At 45.3% G+C, this 20,394-nt stretch carries 21 protein-coding genes, 1 other RNA gene and 1 riboswitch; of the genes, 3 read left to right on the top strand and 19 right to left on the bottom strand.

Going from position 1 to position 20,394, the window contains the following annotated elements; all coding sequences use genetic code 11:
- Window positions 1-366: 366 nt before the first annotated feature.
- The 9 genes from recR to FO441_RS06260 all read right to left on the bottom strand — a co-directional run bounded on the left by recR (window position 367) and on the right by FO441_RS06260 (window position 9,779).
- Window positions 367-963, bottom strand: coding sequence for a recombination mediator RecR (recR, locus tag FO441_RS06220; protein ID WP_145287401.1), 597 nt, complete (start codon window positions 961-963; stop codon window positions 367-369).
- 1 nt (window position 964) lies between these two features.
- On the bottom strand, window positions 965-1,288 hold the full coding sequence (locus tag FO441_RS06225) for a YbaB/EbfC family nucleoid-associated protein (protein ID WP_145287403.1): 324 nt from the start codon (window positions 1,286-1,288) through the stop codon (window positions 965-967).
- A 76-nt stretch (window positions 1,289-1,364) separates the two neighbouring features.
- Window positions 1,365-3,011, bottom strand: a complete 1,647-nt coding sequence (gene dnaX, locus FO441_RS06230; RefSeq protein ID WP_145287406.1) for a DNA polymerase III subunit gamma/tau — start codon at window positions 3,009-3,011, stop codon at window positions 1,365-1,367.
- Between the two features lie 121 nt (window positions 3,012-3,132).
- An RNA gene (gene ffs / locus FO441_RS06235) (signal recognition particle sRNA large type) lies at window positions 3,133-3,399 on the bottom strand.
- A 48-nt stretch (window positions 3,400-3,447) separates the two neighbouring features.
- Complete coding sequence (gene treR / locus FO441_RS06240; RefSeq protein ID WP_145287407.1) at window positions 3,448-4,176, bottom strand: trehalose operon repressor; 729 nt, start codon at window positions 4,174-4,176, stop codon at window positions 3,448-3,450.
- A 57-nt stretch (window positions 4,177-4,233) separates the two neighbouring features.
- A complete protein-coding gene (gene treC, locus FO441_RS06245; protein WP_145287409.1) occupies window positions 4,234-5,877 on the bottom strand; it encodes an alpha,alpha-phosphotrehalase in 1,644 nt (547 codons plus the stop codon).
- A 25-nt stretch (window positions 5,878-5,902) separates the two neighbouring features.
- Window positions 5,903-7,351, bottom strand: a complete 1,449-nt coding sequence (gene treP / locus FO441_RS06250) for a PTS system trehalose-specific EIIBC component (RefSeq protein ID WP_145287411.1) — start codon at window positions 7,349-7,351, stop codon at window positions 5,903-5,905.
- 204 nt (window positions 7,352-7,555) lie between these two features.
- Complete coding sequence (locus tag FO441_RS06255) at window positions 7,556-8,770, bottom strand: ammonium transporter (protein ID WP_145287413.1); 1,215 nt, start codon at window positions 8,768-8,770, stop codon at window positions 7,556-7,558.
- Window positions 8,771-8,885: 115 nt separating this feature from the next.
- The gene (locus FO441_RS06260) at window positions 8,886-9,779 is read right to left on the bottom strand and encodes a carboxypeptidase-like regulatory domain-containing protein (protein WP_145287415.1); all 894 of its coding nucleotides are present in this window, start codon (window positions 9,777-9,779) and stop codon (window positions 8,886-8,888) included.
- Window positions 9,780-10,004: 225 nt separating this feature from the next.
- On the opposite strand from FO441_RS06260, the gene FO441_RS06265 reads away from it, so the two are divergent.
- Complete coding sequence (locus tag FO441_RS06265; protein ID WP_145287417.1) at window positions 10,005-10,475, top strand: peptide-methionine (S)-S-oxide reductase; 471 nt, start codon at window positions 10,005-10,007, stop codon at window positions 10,473-10,475.
- A gap of 51 nt (window positions 10,476-10,526) precedes the next feature.
- Here FO441_RS06265 and guaA read toward each other — a convergent pair whose 3' ends face one another.
- Together guaA and guaB are read right to left on the bottom strand one after the other, a co-directional pair.
- A complete protein-coding gene (gene guaA / locus FO441_RS06270) occupies window positions 10,527-12,071 on the bottom strand; it encodes a glutamine-hydrolyzing GMP synthase (protein WP_145287419.1) in 1,545 nt (514 codons plus the stop codon).
- A 15-nt stretch (window positions 12,072-12,086) separates the two neighbouring features.
- Complete coding sequence (guaB, locus tag FO441_RS06275; RefSeq protein ID WP_145287421.1) at window positions 12,087-13,556, bottom strand: IMP dehydrogenase; 1,470 nt, start codon at window positions 13,554-13,556, stop codon at window positions 12,087-12,089.
- Between the two features lie 79 nt (window positions 13,557-13,635).
- Window positions 13,636-13,736, bottom strand: a riboswitch (purine riboswitch).
- Window positions 13,737-13,886: 150 nt separating this feature from the next.
- Here guaB and FO441_RS06280 point away from each other — a divergent pair.
- Window positions 13,887-14,279 (top strand): general stress protein, encoded by a 393-nt coding sequence (locus FO441_RS06280; protein ID WP_145287423.1) that lies wholly within the window; start codon window positions 13,887-13,889, stop codon window positions 14,277-14,279.
- A gap of 49 nt (window positions 14,280-14,328) precedes the next feature.
- On the opposite strand, the gene FO441_RS06285 is transcribed toward FO441_RS06280, so the two are convergent.
- From FO441_RS06285 to FO441_RS06290, 3 genes are all read right to left on the bottom strand, one after another.
- A complete protein-coding gene (locus tag FO441_RS06285; protein ID WP_186365490.1) occupies window positions 14,329-14,946 on the bottom strand; it encodes a YfbU family protein in 618 nt (205 codons plus the stop codon).
- 21 nt (window positions 14,947-14,967) lie between these two features.
- Complete coding sequence (locus tag FO441_RS12725) at window positions 14,968-15,090, bottom strand: hypothetical protein (protein ID WP_281287283.1); 123 nt, start codon at window positions 15,088-15,090, stop codon at window positions 14,968-14,970.
- A gap of 87 nt (window positions 15,091-15,177) precedes the next feature.
- Window positions 15,178-16,023 (bottom strand): helix-turn-helix domain-containing protein, encoded by an 846-nt coding sequence (locus FO441_RS06290; RefSeq protein ID WP_145287428.1) that lies wholly within the window; start codon window positions 16,021-16,023, stop codon window positions 15,178-15,180.
- Window positions 16,024-16,219: 196 nt separating this feature from the next.
- Here FO441_RS06290 and FO441_RS06295 point away from each other — a divergent pair, with 196 nt between their 5' ends.
- Window positions 16,220-17,401: a DUF2382 domain-containing protein gene (locus FO441_RS06295; protein WP_186365491.1), complete on the top strand. Its 1,182-nt coding sequence runs from the start codon at window positions 16,220-16,222 to the stop codon at window positions 17,399-17,401.
- A gap of 82 nt (window positions 17,402-17,483) precedes the next feature.
- On the opposite strand, the gene FO441_RS06300 is transcribed toward FO441_RS06295, so the two are convergent.
- The 5 genes from FO441_RS06300 to modA all read right to left on the bottom strand — a co-directional run bounded on the left by FO441_RS06300 (window position 17,484) and on the right by modA (window position 20,280).
- Window positions 17,484-17,966 (bottom strand): DUF2798 domain-containing protein, encoded by a 483-nt coding sequence (locus FO441_RS06300; protein WP_145287434.1) that lies wholly within the window; start codon window positions 17,964-17,966, stop codon window positions 17,484-17,486.
- Between the two features lie 90 nt (window positions 17,967-18,056).
- Entirely contained in the window at window positions 18,057-18,272 is a 216-nt protein-coding gene (locus tag FO441_RS06305) for a DUF6366 family protein (RefSeq protein ID WP_145287438.1), read from the bottom strand.
- A gap of 150 nt (window positions 18,273-18,422) precedes the next feature.
- Window positions 18,423-18,662 carry a 30S ribosomal protein S18 gene (gene rpsR / locus FO441_RS06310; RefSeq protein ID WP_031546752.1) on the bottom strand — a complete coding sequence of 80 codons (240 nt, stop codon included), beginning with the start codon at window positions 18,660-18,662 and terminating at the stop codon, window positions 18,423-18,425.
- Between the two features lie 195 nt (window positions 18,663-18,857).
- A complete protein-coding gene (modB, locus tag FO441_RS06315; RefSeq protein WP_145287440.1) occupies window positions 18,858-19,544 on the bottom strand; it encodes a molybdate ABC transporter permease subunit in 687 nt (228 codons plus the stop codon).
- On the bottom strand, window positions 19,525-20,280 hold the full coding sequence (gene modA, locus FO441_RS06320) for a molybdate ABC transporter substrate-binding protein (protein ID WP_145287443.1): 756 nt from the start codon (window positions 20,278-20,280) through the stop codon (window positions 19,525-19,527). Before modA ends, modB begins: the two co-directional genes overlap by 20 nt.
- Window positions 20,281-20,394: the final 114 nt, after the last annotated feature.

Consider the following 20,394-nt stretch of genomic DNA (forward strand, 5'->3'; position numbering starts at 1 on the left):
GGCCATCCCTTTATCGGAATTAAACATTGACATATTGTCATTCAGTTTTCAATGTTCTGTTTTGACTGCTTTACTATTATAGCATGTTCATCTCAGCGATGCAACACTTTTTTCAAATCTCTTTAACGTAATAGTAACGTTTGTTGTGTCGGCTTCATGTTTCGTCCGACAAGAGATAACTATACAGGGTTTGCCCGATTAATGCAACACCTTTTTTAAATCTTTTTAACATGATAGTAACGTTTGTTGTATCGGCTTTATGTTTCGTCCGACAAGAAATAACTATACAGGGTTTGCCTAATGAATGCAAGGGTTTTTTTAAAAAAAGTTAACCCGGGCCATTTTTTATTAAATGGCCCGGGTTCTTTATAGTTCTGTACGGTACTCTATTGCCTTTGATAGCGTCACTTCATCCGCGTATTCCAGGTCCCCGCCGACCGGCAGGCCGTGGGCGAGACGCGTCGTCTTGATGCCGATCGGTTTGACCAGCCGGGAAATGTACATTGCTGTCGATTCCCCTTCAATGTTTGGATTGGTCGCCAATATGATCTCTTTGATCTGGTCATCCTTGAGTCTTTCAATCAATGAAGCAACGTTGATGTCTTCAGGTCCAATGCCATCCATCGGACTGATGGCGCCATGAAGTACATGATACAGTCCACCATACTCACGCATCTTCTCCATTGCGATGACATCCTTTGTATCCTGGACGACACAGACAATGGAACGATCCCTGTTCTTATCCTGGCATATATAGCATGGATCTATATCTGTAATATGTCCGCATACTGAGCAGAATTGCAAATCTCTTTTAACTTCCATCAGGCTGCGTGAAAAATTGACGACATCGTCCTCTTTCATGTTAAGTACATAAAATGCCAGGCGCTGGGCAGTCTTCGGCCCAATGCCCGGCAATTTCATGAAGCTGTCGATCAGCTTTGATATCGGTTCGGGATAATGCATTCTACATCATTCCCGGGATATTCATACCTTTAGTATGCTGACCGAGACGTTCGCTTGTCAGTTCATCCGCTTTGTTCATTGCTTCATTAGTCGCTGCAACAATCAGATCCTGGAGCATTTCTACATCGTCAGGATCCACCACTTCTTCCTGGATTTCCACGTCGAGTACTTCCTTATGTCCGGAAACGGTCACTTTGACCATGCCGCCGCCAGCTGTGCCTTCGACTTTCTCGTCTTTCAGTTTTTCCTGCTCTTCCTGCATCTTCTTCTGCATCTTCTGCATCTGTTTCATCATGCCCTGCATATTGTTCATTCCACCACGCATATATATTCTCCTCCAAGTCAATTTTCTTTTTTCTTCTATATAGTATATCTGAAATAACTTCTTTAATAAACCGATATTATGAGCGTGTTTCTACAACGTCACTCCCGAATATCTCCTTGGCGACATCAGAAGGCTTCTTTTCATCACCTTCCGACTGCTTCTGCTTGCTCGCCTTCTTCTCCTGGATGTAGTCGTGCCTTACCTGCAGCCAGCTGGAGTCGGGAACACCGACTACAACCACTTCCTTCCCTATAATGGAAGGAATGACCGCTTCAAGTTCCTGACGTTTCTTTTCATCCTTATTGATAAGGTCACTGTGGACATCACTTTTGAACTTGAGCAGTACATGCGTATCGCTGGCGGCCACCGGCTCGGAATCCTTGATCAGTGAGCGCAGTGCCTGCAGTCCCTTTTCTTCAACGTGCTGGTAGACTTTCGGCCAGTCATCTTTCAGCTTTACCAGATCTTCCTTGTTGGCATGATCCAGTACTTTCTCAATCTGCCTCAGAGAAAAACCTTTTGAAGACTGGCTCGCCGACCGGGTCTGGGGCTCTGTTACGGGAGCTGCTGATACTTGCGGCTGGCTGGAGAACTTCTTATCGAGCTCGGCAAGCTTCTGCTCGATATGCGACAGATCCATCGCTTGCGGCTCAATGGAACGATCATTATTGTTGAGTATCTGGATCAGTTTGACTATGACAACCTCGAGGTGCACACTCGTATTGACTGAAAAACGCATCATGACCATGGCATCATTCAGTACATCGATCATTTCATAGAGCACTTTGTCTTCCGTATGTGCAAATGCGATGTCATCCTCTATTTCTCCTGCATGCTTCATCAGAATGATATCCCTGATATAGTATACGAGCTCGTGGATCAGTCTCGTCGGATCCTTACCTTCCTCGATGAACTGATGGTACTTCATGAACGCTTCCCTGGAGTCCCTGTGGTCAATCAGTTTCAGCCATTCATTCAGTTCCTCCGAACGAATGCCGCCTGTAATCATGACTGCATCTTCAAGAGTGATGATATCATTGCTGTAGGCGATGACCTGGTCCATGATGCTCAGCGCATCACGCATTCCGCCTTCTGAAGTCCTCGCAATGTACTCGATGGCATCCTTATCGTATTCCAAAGACTCGCTCTGGGCTACATATTCGAGCCTGCTGACAATCTCATTCAGCTCAATCGCTTTGAAATCGAAGCGCTGGCACCTCGAGATGATGGTTGCAGGAATCTTATGCGGTTCCGTCGTCGCCAATATGAAGATGGCGTGGCCGGGTGGCTCTTCCAATGTTTTGAGCAGCGCATTGAAAGCACCCGTAGTCAGCATATGGACCTCATCGATGATATAGACCTTGTATCTGGCTTCCGAAGGTGCATATTTCACCTTTTCGCGTATATTCCTGATTTCATCGACACCATTATTGCTGGCAGCATCGATTTCAATCACATCATTGGCACTGCCATCGGTGATGCTCATGCATATATCACATTCATTGCAAGGTTCACCACCGGAACCAAAACGGCAATTGAGCGCCTTGGCAAAGATTTTCGCTATACTCGTCTTCCCTGTCCCTCTGGGTCCGCTGAACAGATAGGCATGGGATTCCTTATCTCTGACGATTGCGTTTCTTAGAGTTTTAGTAACATGTTTCTGCCCCACCACATCTTCAAATGTCTGGGGCCGGAACGCCCGGTATAATGCTTGATATTCCATCCAGCGGCACCTCCATAGTGAGTCATTTCTGCTATTGATTATACCATATATATGTGATCCGCCCTAATTCAGAGCAATAAAAAAATGACTGTATCCAAAGATACAGTCATTCATTATGTAACCGTGCACCGCTTCTTTGAACATTCGGCACAAGCGTTACTTGATCCACCAGCTCAACTCCGGCTGTCCTACGGCACATAGAATGGGCCACTTAATGCTGCTTCCTTCCGGACCTGACATGATTCGTGACGTTCTATTGCATAGGACCGGAATCTCAACACCGGTGAGATCAAGGCAGTCCTCACACGGAATATCCTCAGAAGCGGAATTCAGTCCTGCTGGAGCGGATTGCAGGTACAGGGCACCGCTACCTCCCCACTTAGCACGGCATATTTTATAATATCAAAATCCGTCAGCCAATGCAAGATTTAATGCGCTATCCCCCTTGAAAACGCCTTGAGAAGTCGACAAACTTGAATTCATTGGCAAGATGTTTTGAGATGTTGTACTGGAACGGGCGGGCATCAGTCAGATGGACGACTGAACGTACCGTTGCCGTATATGGCGGTATGACGTTGCCGAACAGCTCAAGATCCTTTTCATTCATCGGATCAAAAGTGATTTCCTTGTGAGAGTAGGCAATCGTCAGACCAAGGCGTTTTTCTATATATTCATAGATTGAATCGCCGGCAATCCGCGTGTTCAACCCCGGCATCATTTCGACAATGAAGTAATCTGTATCCACAATATGCGTCTTGCCTTCGAACTGTCTCTGACGGATTAAACGCCATACCCTGTCATCAGCTTCCAGCTTCAGCGCCTCAAGCACTTTCGGGAATTCCGCAGCAGGATACTGGACGAGTTCCACGACCTTTGTCGTGTACTGCTTTGTTTTCAGCTGCTGGATCTCCTTGAAACTCGTCAGATGGGACACCGTAAAATCCATCGAAGGATTATAGATGACAACTGAGCCTTTTCCTTTCATCTTCTGGATGTAGCCATTTTCCTGTAGGAGGTTCAAGGCCTTTCTGACTGTTTCCCGGGAAACATCGAACGTGCTGACCAGCGTATGTTCAGAAGGCAGTACGTCCCCTCTTCCATAGTTGCCTTCCGAAATATCACTCGATAGCACTTGATAGATATGATTATATTTGTTCAGATTCATCGCGCTCACCTTATTATCCTCGAAGATGTATTAAAATCAAATACATCATAACTTTTTTTATTCGCCTTGTCCATATACCATCAGCGCTTCATAAGGTCTGAGCACATCTTTTCTGTCATCATAATTGGATAGAAGGATTTCTCCTTCCACGCTGATATTTTCCGGATAAGGCACTTCCTTGTTTCTGAAGTTTGCAATGACCATGATACTTTCATCTTCATGGATACGTGTATAGATGAAAAGATTTTCATCATCCATCAAATACGGTTCCACGCTGCCGTATGTCAGTACGTCGAGTTCGTGTCTGAGTCTGATCAGTTTCTGATACGTATAGAAAATGGAATGCTCATCTTCAAGCGCGTGGGTTACGTTGATCTTCTGATATCTATCGGAGACTTCAATCCACGGCTCGCCTTCAGTAAAGCCAGCATGCAGAGAATCATCCCACTGCATCGGCGTTCTTGAATTATCCCTCGACTTTGTTGCCAATATATCCATGATGTGGCTGGCATCCATTCCTTTATCTCTTAAAATGGAGTACGCATTCAAACTCTCCACATCCCGATACTGGTCGATACGCTTGAACGCTGGATTCGTCATGCCGATTTCTTCACCCTGATAGATGTAAGGTGTACCTTTCAGTCCATGCAGCGCAATGGCAAGCATCTTCCCACTCAACACCCGGTTCTCTTCAGTTTCGTCATTACCGAACCTCGACACCACACGTGGCTGATCGTGATTGCACCAGAATATTGCATTCCAGCCGCCCCCTTCGTCCATTGCCACCTGCCATTCCATCAGTATCCTTTTCAGTTCAAGGAAGTCGAAATTGGCCAGCGCCCACTTTTCTCCGCCAGGATAGTCGACCTTCAGATGATGGAAGTTGAAAACCGAGTTCAGTTCATTCCGTTCGGGATCTGTGTATTTCAGACAATGGTCTATGGTGGTCGACGACATTTCCCCGACCGTCATTATATCCTTATCGCCGAAAGTGTTCCGGTTGAGTTCATTGAGATATTCGTGGACTTTCGGTCCATCTGTATAGAATTCCTTCCCTGGTCCATCGGAATCCACGAACTCGCCCTTTGATATGAGATTGACTACATCGAAGCGGAACCCGTCCACTCCAAAATCGATCCAGTAGTTGATCATGTCGTAAATATCGCGCCGCAGATCTTCATTTTCCCAATTCAGGTCTGCCTGCGTGATATCGAAGAGGCGGAGGTAGTACTGGTTCGTCTGTTTATCGTAGTTCCAGGCGTTGCCTCCAAATTTGGATTCCCAGTTTGTCGGCGGCTGATCGTAAGTGCCATCCTTCCATATATAGTAGTCTCTATACTTGTTGTCTTTGGATTTTTTCGATTCGATAAACCACTGGTGTTCTGTAGAGGTATGATTGATGACGATATCCATCATGATCCGAATCCCTTTTTCATGCGCTTTCCCAAGAAGTTCCTTAAGATCCTCCTTGCTGCCGAACTGCGGATTCACTTCATAGTAGTCGCTGATATCATATCCATTGTCATTCATCGGCGATTCATATACAGGCGTCAGCCATAAATAGTCCACGCCAAGCTTGCTGAAATAATCCAATTTCTCGATAATGCCTCTGATATCTCCCTCTCCGCTTCCTGTCGTATCGTTGAAGGATTTGGGATAGATCTGATAGACGACCGATTTTCTCCAGTCCATGGATGCCATTGTTAAAAACTCCTTTATGCTTGATTTACTCTTTTACCATGTCTTTGGTCTTCTCTTTTACAAATCTGGAGAAGATAAGCGTAAGCACAAACGGAACGATGATTGCAATCAGCATGCCGATGGTGAAGAGCAGCCAGAATCCTTCTGTGATCGATATGACACCAGGTACACCCCCGACACCGACACTGGCTGCAGTCAGTCCATTGATCCCAAAAATACCACCGACGATAGCAGTGGTGATGACCGCTGCGATGAATGGATATTTAAGTGGCAAGTTGACACCGAACATTGCCGGCTCAGTAACTCCAAGCCATCCGGAGATGCCTGAAGTCATCGCCAGACCTTCTTCTTTCTTTTTCTTCTGCTGACGGTAGATGACCCAGGCACCGAAAGCCGCTGACCCTTGCGCAATATTGGAAATGGCGAGGATCGGCCACAGGTAGGTGGAGCCTGTCGTACCGATAAGCTGCAGATCGACCGCGAGGAACATGTGATGGAGACCAGTTACAACAAGTGGGGCGTAGAACAGACCGTATACTGCGCCACCGAGCACACCAACCGTTTCGAAAAGCCAGACAATGCTATCGGAGATGATGGTACTGAGGAAGAGTGTGACCGGACCGATCAGTGTATAAGTAAGAATACCGACAACGAGTAATGCAATCGGTGCAACCAGAAGCAGTTTGAACATATCATGGACACGCTGGTTCAGGAAATGCTCCACCTTGGCAAGCAGCCATGTGGCAACAAGCACCGGCAGTACCTGTCCTTGATAGTTCAGCTGTTCAATCTGCAGTCCAAAGAAGTTCCAGGTCGGAATTTCTGCAAGTTCCCCCGCTTCAGCATCGAACAGACCATACTGGCTGGCAAGATCCGGGTGGCAGAGAGCCAGTCCGAGCGCAATACCAAGCAGCGGATTCCCACCAAACACTTTCATGGCTGACCAGCCGATGAGCACCGGCAGGAAGATGAATGGCGCGACCGCAATGAAGTTGATCATGCTCGCGATGCCTTCAATACCAGGGAAGCGGGTGATGATGGAATCATTCTCCCAGAAGAGACCCTGGACAGTGAGCAGGTTGTTGATACCGAGCAGGAGACCTGCTGTCACGATGGCTGGAAGAATGGGAATGAAAATATCACCCAGCATTTTGATGAAGCGCTGAAGCGGGTTCATCTTCTGTGCAGCAGCAGCCTTGACTTCGTCTTTGGTACCGCCACCTTTGCCTGTCTCCTCCTCAAAAATTTTGAATGCATCATTTACAGTTCCTTGGCCGATAACAACCTGAAATTGATTATTTGCTGCAAATGAGCCTTTGACCAGGTCGATGGCATCCAGTTTCTCCTTATCCACTTTGGAATCATCTTCCAATGCAAGTCTTAATCGAGTGACACAGTGCGTTGCTGCATTAATGTTTTCCTTACCGCCTACTGCTTCAATTATCGCTCTCACATCGTCGCGGTTCACTGCCATTCCTTCCACACTCCCTCATGTTTGTTTTATTGACATAATTTTAGCATGTCTAGACAGACGTGTAAAGGCTTTCATAAAGTATAAAAAGACATAAAAAAATGCCGCTTGTATGAGCGGCATCGGGTCTTTGGAAGGAAATATATATCAGTCTGTTCTATTGTACCCCTTAATATATGATTGAAACCCCTTTGTTCAAATCATTTTCTATGAGTTGGAATACTCATAGGCTTTCTCCCCGTGGATGACCACATCGAGTCCATCCAGTTCCTCTTTTTCATCTGTACGCAATGTAACGAAGATGCTGATACCTTTAGCAATTGCATATGTCATGACTGCACTGAAAATGATCGTTGCCGTCACTGCTACAATCTGTGCCAGTACCGGTGCAAAACCGCCGCCAGCAAGGAGACCGTCTGCAACACCCGGATTTACTGCACTCGTCTGAAGGACACCTGTACCGATTGCACCGACGATACCACCGATACCGTGAAGACCGAACGCGTCAAGTGCGTCATCATAGTTCAGCATTACTTTCAGGTTGGTGATGGCGAAGAAACAGATTGCTCCCCCAAGCAATCCAAGTGCCATCGCGCCACCATAAGTGACAAATCCAGCTGCTGGTGTGATTGCAACGAGTCCGGCAAGCATGCCTGAGAGTGTACCGATCAGTGATACTCTGCCTTTGGTGATTCTTTCAACAATGCTCCAGCCTGCAATACCAGCAGTGGAAGCAAGGATTGTATTGGTGAAAGCGCTCATTGCGATGGCATCAAACGTCAATGCACTGCCTGTATTGAATCCGAACCAGCCGAACCATACGAGGATGGCACCAACCATTGTGATGACAAGATTGTGTGGCGGCTTTTTGTTATCCGGCTTTCTTGATCCAAGCATCAGCGCAAGTACAAGTCCTGAAACACCTGAGGAAATATGTACAACTGTTCCTCCGGCGAAATCGATGGCGCCGATGGCGTGGATCCAACCGCCGCCCCATACCCAGTGTGCAACTGGACTATAGACAAGAATGACCCATAATGCCATGAATACCAGGAAAGGACCAAATTTCATACGTTCCGCAACCGATCCTGTCAGGATGGAAACTGCGATTGTACAGAACGTCAGTTGAAACAGCATGTAAAGTGCGAAAGGAATGGTTTCGGAAAATGCAGGGTTCGGCTCAGCGCCTACGCCTGAGAGACCGATGTATGACAGGTCACCGATGAATGGATTACTACCTCCGAAACTGATTGAAAATCCGACAGCCACCCAGGCAAAAGTAACAACAACAATCGCAGCCAGACTATGCATTGATGTGTTCAATACGTTTTTTGACTGTACGAGACCACCGTAGAATAGAGCGAGACCTGGCGTCATGAGCCACACGAGCAAAGTACAAAGAAAAATGAAAACACTGTCCATAATTTATCCCTCCAAATTTAAGTATGGACACAGTATAACCGCATTTTTCGAATATTCAAAATCTATGTAAAAAAGCCTGACATCACATGTCAGACTTTCTTACATTGCTCATTATCTATCTGTTTCTGAGAGCACGTATCATGAAAATCAATAGTCCAAAAAATAGAAGGGCGCTGCCTATGACAATCAGCATCATATTCATACTGCTGTCATCTACATTCTGATCTGCCGATACACGTTCATCAGGGGCGATCGTCTCGATACTTTCTTCTGTTTCCTCTTCCGATTCTTCAGGAATGGCAGAAAGATCAAAAGTAATCCCTTTCTTGCTTTTGTCCTCGAGCGTCAGAGTACGACTGTTTTCCTCAAGTTCATATCCGTCAGGCACACCACTCTCAATCGTGTAGTCACCCGCAGGCACTTCCGTAAATGAAAATTGGCCTTCAGCATCCGTCATCACTTCCGCTTCCATCCCGCCTGTCAATGAAACTGCAACACCCTCCATGCCTTCGCCTTCCGATACCACTTCACCTTCAATGGAAAACTCCGTCACTTCCATCTGGTTGATGCTCACATCTACCGGCTCCTGGACCGGTTCAGGTTCGGGTTCAACAGAAGGTTCAATGGAAGGCTCTTCAGTCGGCACAACGATCGGCTGTTCAGTCACTTCTTCAGTATACTGTTCGACTGTCTGTTCAAACGTCTCTTCAGTGGATGGTTCAGGCTGCTGATAGGACTGGTAAGGTTCTTCCGTCCACTCTTCAGAGTATTCCTGTGTGTATTCCTCTGTTGTGTACTCCTCTACCGTATATTCCTCCGAGCTGTATTCCTCTGTATATTCCTCCTGGACCGACGGCTCAGCCACCGGCTCTTCCATCGTTCCCTCAACAGATGGCTGCTCCGAATACTCCTCCTGCGTCATCTCTTCAGTACTGTCCGCAGCGGCACGAGAAACAGGGATGAGTATGACGAGCAATATGATGACCATGTAATAGGTGATTTTACGCATGTCAGCCTCCTATTTGCTTGTTATGTATTTTATAATTTTACTTATCCAATTACTGTAACACTAGGTTAAATAATACTATAAAAAATGGAATAAAAACACCATCAAATCAGTATTGCACCCGAAACAATCCACTTTCCATGAATTAAGAATCCATTGAAGCCATATGAGAAAACTTTTAATGTTACACTGTCTCTGACCGTATGAACAAAAGGAGAGAGAAACAACATGGAAACCATATATATTGCCGGCGGATGCCTTTGGGGCGTCCAGGCATTTTTAAAAACCCTGCCCGGGGTCGAGGCGACAGAAGCCGGAAGAGCGAATGGATCGAGCAGTTCCTTGAATGGCGAGTATGATGGATATGCCGAATGTGTCAGAACAACATTCGATCCTGAAGTCGTATCCGTCAAGGCACTGATGGAATACCTGTTCGAAATCATCGACCCGTACAGTTTGAACAAACAGGGCGAAGATGTTGGCGAAAAATACAGAACTGGGGTATATAGCGAGAATCCGAAACACCTGGCAGCAGCGGAGTCATTTCTTAATCGTAGAGTAGATCGGGAGAGGATTGCTGTCGAAGTCCTCCCGCTTACAAACTACATAAGAAGTGCAGAGGAACATCAGGACAGACTCTCCAAACATCCGGATGACTACTGCCATATTCCAGAACCATTATTAAATAAATATCTATAATAAAAATTCGGCCCCAACCTAAAAGACTGGGGCCGAATTTCCTCTATGTCACTATTCCCACTCGATCGTAGCAGGTGGCTTGCTTGTTATATCATATACGACGCGGTTGATCTGTTCGCTTTCGTTGACGAGGCGTTTTGAGATTCTCTCAAGTACGTCCCAGTCGATCTTTGCGAATTCACTTGTCATGCCGTCGATGCTTGTGACTGCACGAATGCCGATGGTATGGCTATACGTACGGTAGTCGCCCATGACGCCGACGGAGCGGATATCAGGGAGTACAGTGAAGTACTGCCAGATTTCACGGTCGAGGCCGGCTTTGCTGATTTCATCACGCAGAATCCAGTCGCTTTCACGTACGATTTCGAGCTTCTCTTCAGTGATTTCACCGAGAATCCGGATACCGAGACCTGGACCTGGGAATGGCTGTCTCCATACGAGATGCTCCGGAATGCCGAGTTCGATACCGAGTGCGCGCACTTCATCCTTGAACAAGGTATTGAGCGGCTCGAGCAGTTTGAACTGCATGTCTTCCGGCAGGCCACCGACGTTATGGTGTGATTTGATCGTTGTCGCGGTTTCGGTACCGGATTCGATGATATCCGTATAGAGGGTGCCTTGTGCCAGGAAGTCAACATCTTTCAGTTTTGTCGCTTCATCGTCGAATACATAGATGAATTCGTTGCCGATGATTTTGCGTTTCTGCTCAGGGTCCGCAACGCCTTTCAGCTTGCTCATGAAGCGGTCTTTTGCATCAACTCTGATGATGTTCATGTTGAAGCCTTCACCGAACTGCTCCATGACCATGTCGCCTTCGCCTTTACGAAGCAGACCATGATCGACGAAAATACATGTCAAATTGTCGCCGATGGCTCTATGCATCAGTACAGCGGTCACAGAGGAATCTACGCCGCCACTCATTGCACAGAGGACTTTCCGGTCGCCGACCTCTTCACGGATCTTTTCCACTTCGATGTCGATGAAGTTGCCCATCGTCCATTCTCCATGGCATCCACAGATATCGCGGATGAAGTTTCTGAGGAATGTGTCTCCATTTTTTGTATGCTTGGATTCCGGGTGGAACTGCACACCATAGATGTGCTTCTCTTCGTGCTGGATGCCTGCATATTTGCACAGTGGCGTATAGGCAATCTGTTTAAAGTCTTCCGGAATGCGGGTCACCTTATCGCTGTGGCTCATCAGTACCGTTTCATTTTCAACAAGACCATTGAATATTGATGCGCTGGTATCAAGGCTGATTTCAGTCGGGCCGAATTCCTTCTCATTGGATGGGACCACTTCTCCACCATTCAGTTGCGTGATCAGCTGCATGCCGTAGCAGATGCCGAGGACGGGAACGCCGAGTTCGAATACTTCAGGGTCCACCTTGAAAGCGTCGTCTGCATAGACGGAGCGTGGTCCACCTGAAAGGATGATGCCTTTAGGATTCAGTGCTTTTATTTCATCTACCGTAATGCTCGGATTGTGAAGTTCACTATAGACTCCGAGATCACGGATGCGTCGTGTAATCAGCTGGTTATATTGACTGCCGTAGTCGATAACCAGTATGAGTTCTTGTTCTTTAGCCATTTCCATCTTTCAGCAGTGCTCCTATCTAGAGTAGTTTGGGGATTCTTTAGTGATCTGTACGTTATGCGGATGGCTTTCAATCAGACCGGCACCTGTTATTTTTATGAACTGTGCCTGTTCTCTCAAAGCCTCCAGGTTCTGTGATCCTGTATAGCCCATGCCGGATCTCAGTCCACCCATCAGTTGATAGATTGTATCACTCAATGGTCCCTTGTACTCTGTGCGACCTTCAATACCTTCCGGAACAAACTTCTTCGCTTCTGAATCTTCCTGGAAGTAGCGGTCCTTCGACCCTTTCTCCATTGCGCCGAGGGAGCCCATGCCGCGATAGGTCTTGTACCTTCTGCCCTGGAAGATTTCCGTCTCACCTGGTGATTCGCTCGTACCTGCAAGCAGGCTGCCGAGCATGACTGCGTGGCCACCCGCTGCCAGTGCCTTGACAATATCACCGGATAGTTTGATGCCACCATCTGCGATGATCGCCTTGCCGTGCTTGCGTGCTTCTGAAGCGGCATCGTATACGGCGGTAATCTGAGGCACACCGACACCTGAAACAACGCGTGTTGTACAGATTGATCCGGGGCCGATGCCGACCTTGATGACATCAACACCTGCATCAATCAGAGCTTTCGTTCCTTCCGCTGTCGCTACGTTACCGGCAATCAGTGCTACATCCGGGAACTTATCGCGGACGTCCTTAATTGCGGCAAGTACACCTGCGGAATGACCGTGTGCTGTATCGATGACGAGTGCATCGACGCCCGCTTCTACCAGTTCCTGCGCACGCTTTTCAGTTTCTTTCGCGATACCGATGGCAGCAGCAACAAGCAGACGCCCCTGCTCATCCTTCGCCGCATCAGGGAACTCGATGACCTTCTCGATATCTTTTATCGTAATGAGCCCCTTCAGTATATTATTCTCATCAACCAGTGGGAGCTTTTCTATTCTGTACTGCTGCAGAATCTTCGCTGCCTGGTCGAGTGTCGTACCGACGTCAGCTGTAACAAGATTCTCCTTGGTCATGACATCGTCAATCGGTTTGGAGTAGTCCTCGATGAAACGAAGGTCGCGGTTTGTAATGATACCGATCAGCTTCTTCTCTTCCGGATTATTGACGATCGGCACACCGGAGATACGGTATTTGCCCATCAGATGCTCCGCCGCAAAGACCTGCTCCTCCTTGGTCAGGAAGAAAGGATTGGTAATGACACCATTCTCAGAACGCTTCACCTTTTCCACTTCGTCGCGCTGGCGCTCAATCGACATGTTCTTATGGATGACACCAAGACCACCCTGGCGTGCAATCGCAATCGCCATGGCCGATTCAGTTACAGTATCCATACCGGCACTCAGTACAGGAATATTCAATCTAATTCTATCGGATAGCTGAACGGACAGATCCACCTCTTTTGGCAATACTTCAGAATGCGCTGGAACAAGCAGCACATCATCAAACGTCAAACCTTCTTTTTCAAACTTTTTCTCCCACATTCTTAATGCCTCCTATTTTTCAAACAGTGCACCTTAAATAAGACATATGATAGGAACAATAGAAATACAGCTATTGCCGAATATCCAATTGTTATTTCATAGCAGCTTTATTTAAGGTAAAGCCTAGAAACTCATAATCCATATTATTATGATTATATGAAATAAAATAATTAATTACTTATGATAGCAAAAAAGCTCATTATAAACAATCCATTTCAAATAAGATAGACAATACAGAAAATTTAATTAATATGACTATTGGCGTTTTGGGAAGGGCTATCAGGGAATAGAAATGTAAACATACATAAAAACTGAAAAAGGAGGTCCATTGTGATTTATTTTGAACTTTACGATAGTCAGGAAGCTGTACTCGATCGAATGGCTCAGTTGAAATCTGAAGGGTATTATGAAGAAGATATCCATCTGCTCGGCAGGGACGACAGAGAATTTGATGCTTTGGAGTATACAGAAGTAACATACCACATGCATGTTCCGGATGATAGAGGACTCAAGGAAATACTGGCCAGAAGTGAACCCGCAGAAAGGTTCCTGCATTATTATCTGCCTGATGAAGATGAAGTCGAAAGATATCTATATAAGATCAGTGAAGGCAACTACCTGATGTTCTATACGGATTACGGAATGATGGAACGCAGAAAAGAAGACAAGGACGAAAGCGCAGAAGCGGATTTCAAAGCAGAAGCCAGAGATCCTATTAAATAGAGAAAACGATTTGGAGCGCAAGTGCGTTTCCAAATCGTTTTTTAGATGTTTATTCTTCCAGATCAAATCTTTCTTCCTTCACCAGCTGTGCACCACCCGCTCCCCATGGTTCCGGGAAATTTATATGGATGGGACGGAGCAGCTGCGATTCCCTGCCCTTTCGAATGCAGACCCTCCGGATCTGTTCAGCCGACAGTACGGCCACATAGCCTAGGGACCTATAAGTCACAGCCATCTGTCGATAATGATGAAGAGACAGGTTCGCGTGCATCCCTGTCCTTTTCTGAATGTTGACCTTCTGATGACGCTTTAGAAAATTATAATATATAAAACAATGATGCTCCACCTTGCTGCTGCAGTCAAAACCTCCGAAATATACATGATATTTATCAACCAGATCATTTCGTAACTCATCCGGGAGACAATCCAACGACTTTTCCAATTTTGCAAACATCTCAAGAATCAGATCCACTTCATCAGAAACATCCACCCTTATACCCTCCGCATCGACCATTTCCAGAATGTCAGGATACCTTTTCTGTATCCCTTCAACGAGAATGTCCATATAGTAGCCATAAGACGAGCGATTTATCGGATCCAGCAGACTTAGAATCTTATACTGATTGAAATACAGCAGACGTATAACAGGATTTTCCAGATTTCTCATCTTAATGTCGTCTACCTTCATCTAGAAAATATGTTCTAAACACCAGCAATCATGAGATTGCTTAGCTAAACTATTTTCAGATGATACACCACTTCCACCTGCCAAGATTAATGATACTGCGAAAAACACGAATAACTTCTTCATTTTAAACCCTCCATAATCTTTGATGTATGTTTCTATTCCTAGAACACCTTCATTATAGAGTAATGACTATGTAAAACTTACTACTTGTCACGAAATATTCTCCCGGGAATAATTTTCTAAATTAACCAGCAATTGCAGTTTATTATAAATCTCAAAAAATATCCTATTATTATTTCTGAATAGAACGTATTCCTCCTGCTTCCCCAAATGAATCATGGCAGACATTTTCATATACATTATGTAGCAGATCAGATATGTAGATTCATTCTTATGAAGAATTTCCAGAGCTTTATTAGAGTATCTGAGAGATTTCCCGTGTTCTTCAGCTTCACAGAAACTCACTGTAAGGTTGTATAAGATCTTCACAACCAGCTTATGAGAACTTTTTTTGGAAAGTTCATAGTAGTATAATGCTTCTTTATAAGAGTCCAGACCACTCAAGTTGTTCATATTATATATGTTCCCTTTTGCTAAATGCATCTCTGCAATCATTTCATACATCTTTTCATTTATTTGATTCTTTTCGATTGCTTTGCTGATCAAACGCAGGGCATCTCTATATTCTCCATTTGCTTGTTTAACAAGCCCACGATGCCACGACTCGTAACCTGCCATTTCAGGCGATTGGTTCCAAAATTTTTTATTATAGCTTTTTAGAATCTGTTCCATTCTTTCATAATCCAGCTCTCCTCGAGCTTCATCCAATTCCTCTCGGACGATATTACCAAGTGTCTTTTCGTTCCCACAAAACACATCATGCATGCTCAGATTCAATCTTTCGAGAACGTCCATCAGTTCATTCAAAGGAATGGTGAATATATCATTCTCCAGTCTCGATATCGCAGATTGGGATGTTATATTTTCAGCCAACTTCAACTGGGAGAATGCCATCATCTTTCTTCTCCCCCTGATTTTTTCTCCTACATTTTCCAAATGTTCCCACCCTTTTTAGAATATTATTCCATAATGTTGATACTTCTGTCTATTTAAATTTTCATGCTTAGTTTATTCGATTTCATGATGGGTATACATTTATTACATGCAAAGAAAGTATAAAAAATGGAATTGAAGAAGTAAACGTAAGAGTCATAACGGCAATTAACTATTTAAAAAAATGGAGGTAAGAGTTATGCGTGAGATTGAATCCTATACAAGTGAACAGGAAATGCTGGGTAGAATCGAGCAACTGAAATCCGAAGGTATCAACGAAGACCAGATCACTGTAGTATCCAGAGAAGAGCTTGAAGGTTCCTCATTGAACTACACTGATGTTAATTACAAGACATCTGAAGGTACTACTTGGGACAAAATCGTTTCATGGTTCTCTGCAGAGCAACCGGAAGAGCGTGTCATGTCAAACATGAACCTGTCCTCCGAAGAAGAAGAAGAATATAGACAGGCATTGGACAGCGGTAAAATCCTTCTATATGTAAATGATGAAATTGAGAGTGGTACTACTGACTATCCGACTGACCCACTGCTGGAAGATGAAAGCGATAGAGTAGATACCGGCGAAACAGCGAACCGTCCGGATTCCACTCCAGGCAGTGCACACCGCCCAGGCGTAACGGGTGCTGCTGGCGCAACGGCTGCTGCTGGTGGAATTGGCGATGAGCGGAGACGTCATGAAAACAGTTATGTTGATGGAGCTGACCTTCCGGAACGTGGTCAAGACTATCGTGATGGTGAAAGAGATAACCGTGTAATCAATGACGACCTGGTCGAAGGACGTCGCGATCAAAATATTGTGGACACTGAAAGAGATGCGCCACTAGGAGAAAGAGAAGGTGTATATAACGTGGATGAAAGAGCACTGAATAATAATGATGGAATTAATGATGAGTTTTCCGACAGAACGGACTTGACTGATGAAGAAAAAATTCAACTCCGTGAAGAACGACTGAATGTAGATAAAGAGAATGTCAAAACAGGCGAAGTAAACATTGATAAGCATACCGAAACAGAACACCAGGAATTCGATGTCCCTGTAGAGCGTGACGAAGTAACAATCGAACGCCGTCCTGTAGATGGTAACCGGCCAGCTGGTGATATCGATGCAACAGACAACGACTCCATCAATGTTTCTATCAACGAAGAGCGTGTAAACGTTGAAAAAGAAGATGTAGTAAGCGAAGAAGTTGTTGTCAAAAAAGATAAAGTCAGAGATACAGAGCACGTTTCCGAAGATGTCCGTCGTGAAGACGTAGACATTGATGAAACCGACACTTCAAGAGGCACGCTTGATAATGATCGTCTGGATAGAGATGGTTTGGACAACGACCGTCTGGATAACGACAGAAATAGATTCTAGTAATAGATTTAAACCCCAATGACTTTATTTAGTCACTGGGGTTTCTTTATGTCTTATCATCTGACTGGCTGAACAGTTATAGCTAAGCTGCAGCGGCTTGCCTGACATATATTTTACTGAAGATGAATCTGACCAGCGGCCCTACTACAATCAGTTGCAGCGGCAGTGCAAAAATGAAGTTTTTCAGGAAAGTGGATAGATACAGATTGACCAATGATATATTACCCACTGCATCAGTGTTCATGGATGACATCACTAGACCGAAGATGGACATCAGCATTGCCATTCCAGTCACCATGAAGAACGAGATGGTCAATATCATAAAGATCTTCTTCGATGTCATACTATAGACTTTGTGGCCGATACCCTTAGCGATCGGCGCAATCAGAACCATATCCAGAAATAGAGCGATCACATAGGCGAAGATGAAACTGACAACCTGCTTGGAAAAAGACATGGTGAAAATACTACCGTTTAAAACTTCATTGTATATGGTCATGATAAAGACCATGAAAAAGCACATGATCATACTAAAAACTAGGCTTTCTTTTTTTGTAGTTGGCATACATGAATCTCCTTTTCTAATCAATAAGAGTCAGTATACCTATATAGCAACCCGCTTCATAAGTGAACATTGTGTGAACAATTACTGCTATTAGTTGAAAATGAGAAAACCGATGGCTGCCACTATCATAATAATCAGGATCAGTATGCCAAGCCCTTTCGAGCCCAGGCCGCCTGTCAAATCGGTGAGACTGCCACCACCTGCTCTACCCGAAGCATCTCTCAGATTGCCGCCTGAATTATTTTTCAGTTCATCCTGCCTCAATCTCTCTCTTCTCTGTTCAGGTGTTTCTCCATCGTTATTCATCCGAAACATCCCCCCCCTTATGTGTAATAGGTTAACTTTATACTATTGTAGCATACCAGTGCAGTAGGAGATTTTCTTCGATAGCTCAATAAGAACATAACAAAAACCCTTGAAACGTTGCCGCTCCAAGGGTTTAACACTTAGCCTATATTATTGCTCTTCCTTAACATATGGAAGCAATGCCATGTGACGTGAACGCTTGATCGCTTTTGTAAGCTGGCGCTGATACTTCGCAGAAGTACCTGTTACACGTCTTGGAAGAATTTTTCCACGTTCTGAAATGAACTTTTTAAGGAGATCTACTTCTTTATAGTCAATGTGCGTAATGCCATTAGCTGTGAAGTAACAAACCTTTTTGCGGCGACGACCGCCTCTTCTTGGACCTGCCATGAGTTATCCTCCTCTACAGATTGAACGCTGCGTTGCAGTAGTGTGTGGGTACTGCGTAAGCATGTTCATATCTATAATTTTGTTATTTCTTATGAACGTGTGGAAGTGTCTTTGTATGTGCATGGTATATTTTACACATTTTCAGGACTGTTGTCAATCCAAGAATTATGTTAATTGTATCTTCTACTCAAACAATTATCGGCTTGGATTTTTTGTTCTCGCAATGAACAGCATGATGAATGAAATGATGATGATGGTAATGACCCACAACCAGGCAAGCGTCATCCTCCCGGAATCAAGCGCGATATAGATGGCAGTCGGCACCGTCTGTGTGACCCCGGGGATATTGCCGGCAAACATCAAAGTCGCACCGAACTCCCCAAGAGCTCTGGCAAAGCTCAGTATACCACCTGCCATGAGCGCTCTCGATGCAAGAGGGATGGATATGCGGAGGAATGTCTGAAAGTGTCCTGCACCGTCCACCCTGGCTGCTTCTTCAACATCTCTATCGATATTCTGGAATCCTGCCTTGGCGGACTGGTACATCAGCGGAAAGGCGACAACAGTACTCGCAATCACTGCGGCATACCAGGTGAAAATGACAGGCTGGCTGAAGATCCATGTAATCCACTCTCCCAGAATGCTGTTGTTGCCGAAAAGGATGATCAGCAGAAATCCGACTACCGTCGGCGGCAGTACCAGTGGCAGCATGATGATCGTCTCTACGACGGACTGGCCTCTAAACCTGCGATCCACCATCCATTTTCCTGTCAAAGTACCGAGAATGAACACGATGATGAACGCGATGATGGACACTCTCAAAGAAAGGAGGACCGGCTCGAGAAAGGCTTCCAATGTAATGCTACTGAGTCGTGAATCCATGGTCTTCAAACACCTTCAGTGCCGCTTCGGACTGGAGAAATTTATAGAAATCCATTGCGGCTTCGTGATTTTGCGAATCTTTCAGTACACCCGCCGGATAGTTGATCTGGGTGTGGAGAGATGGAGAAATTTCTTCAGTAATGGTGGCTTTCTCGCTCCCCACAGCATCTGTACGATAGACAATGCCTGCATCGACATTCCCTGTTTCCACATAGGACAGCACTTGCCTGACATCCTTCGCGTAGACAATATTCCCTTCCAATGTTTCAAACTGGCCCAAAGACTTCAGTGCTTCCTTGGCATACATGCCGGCCGGAACTGTACTTGGTGTACCGATGGAAAGTGTATCCACATGATCCAGTTCGTCCATGGCAATCTCTTCGTTTCCTTCTGGCACGATAAGAACGAGCGAGTTGCCGAGCAGTTCGGTATGTGCCGAGTCATCCATCCTGCCTTCATCAAGCAGTATTTGGAATCTGTCTTCTGCTGCTGATATGAAAAGATCCACAGGGGCGCCTTGGGAAATCTGTTTCTGCAATGTCCCTGATCCCCCGAAATTGAGGGACAGCGAAACCTCGGGATTTGCTTCTTCATAAAACGTCTTGATTTCGTCCATGGCATCACCGAGACTCGCTGCTGCCGAAACGGTCAGAGACTGCTCTGCTTCGCCGGAAGCACTGCTGCAGCCGGCAAGCATCATGAATATCAGCATGCATGCAAGCATGATCCTTCTCATAAAAATGCTCCATTCTCGATTATAGGTTCATCTACAATTATAAACATTCGTAAGGCATTATAGAACACAGTCACGGTGATTTATTGTGAAATAAAAAAGGCATTCCGGATTATC

Source organism: Salinicoccus cyprini (assembly GCF_007713705.1).
GTDB lineage: Bacteria > Bacillota > Bacilli > Staphylococcales > Salinicoccaceae > Salinicoccus > Salinicoccus cyprini.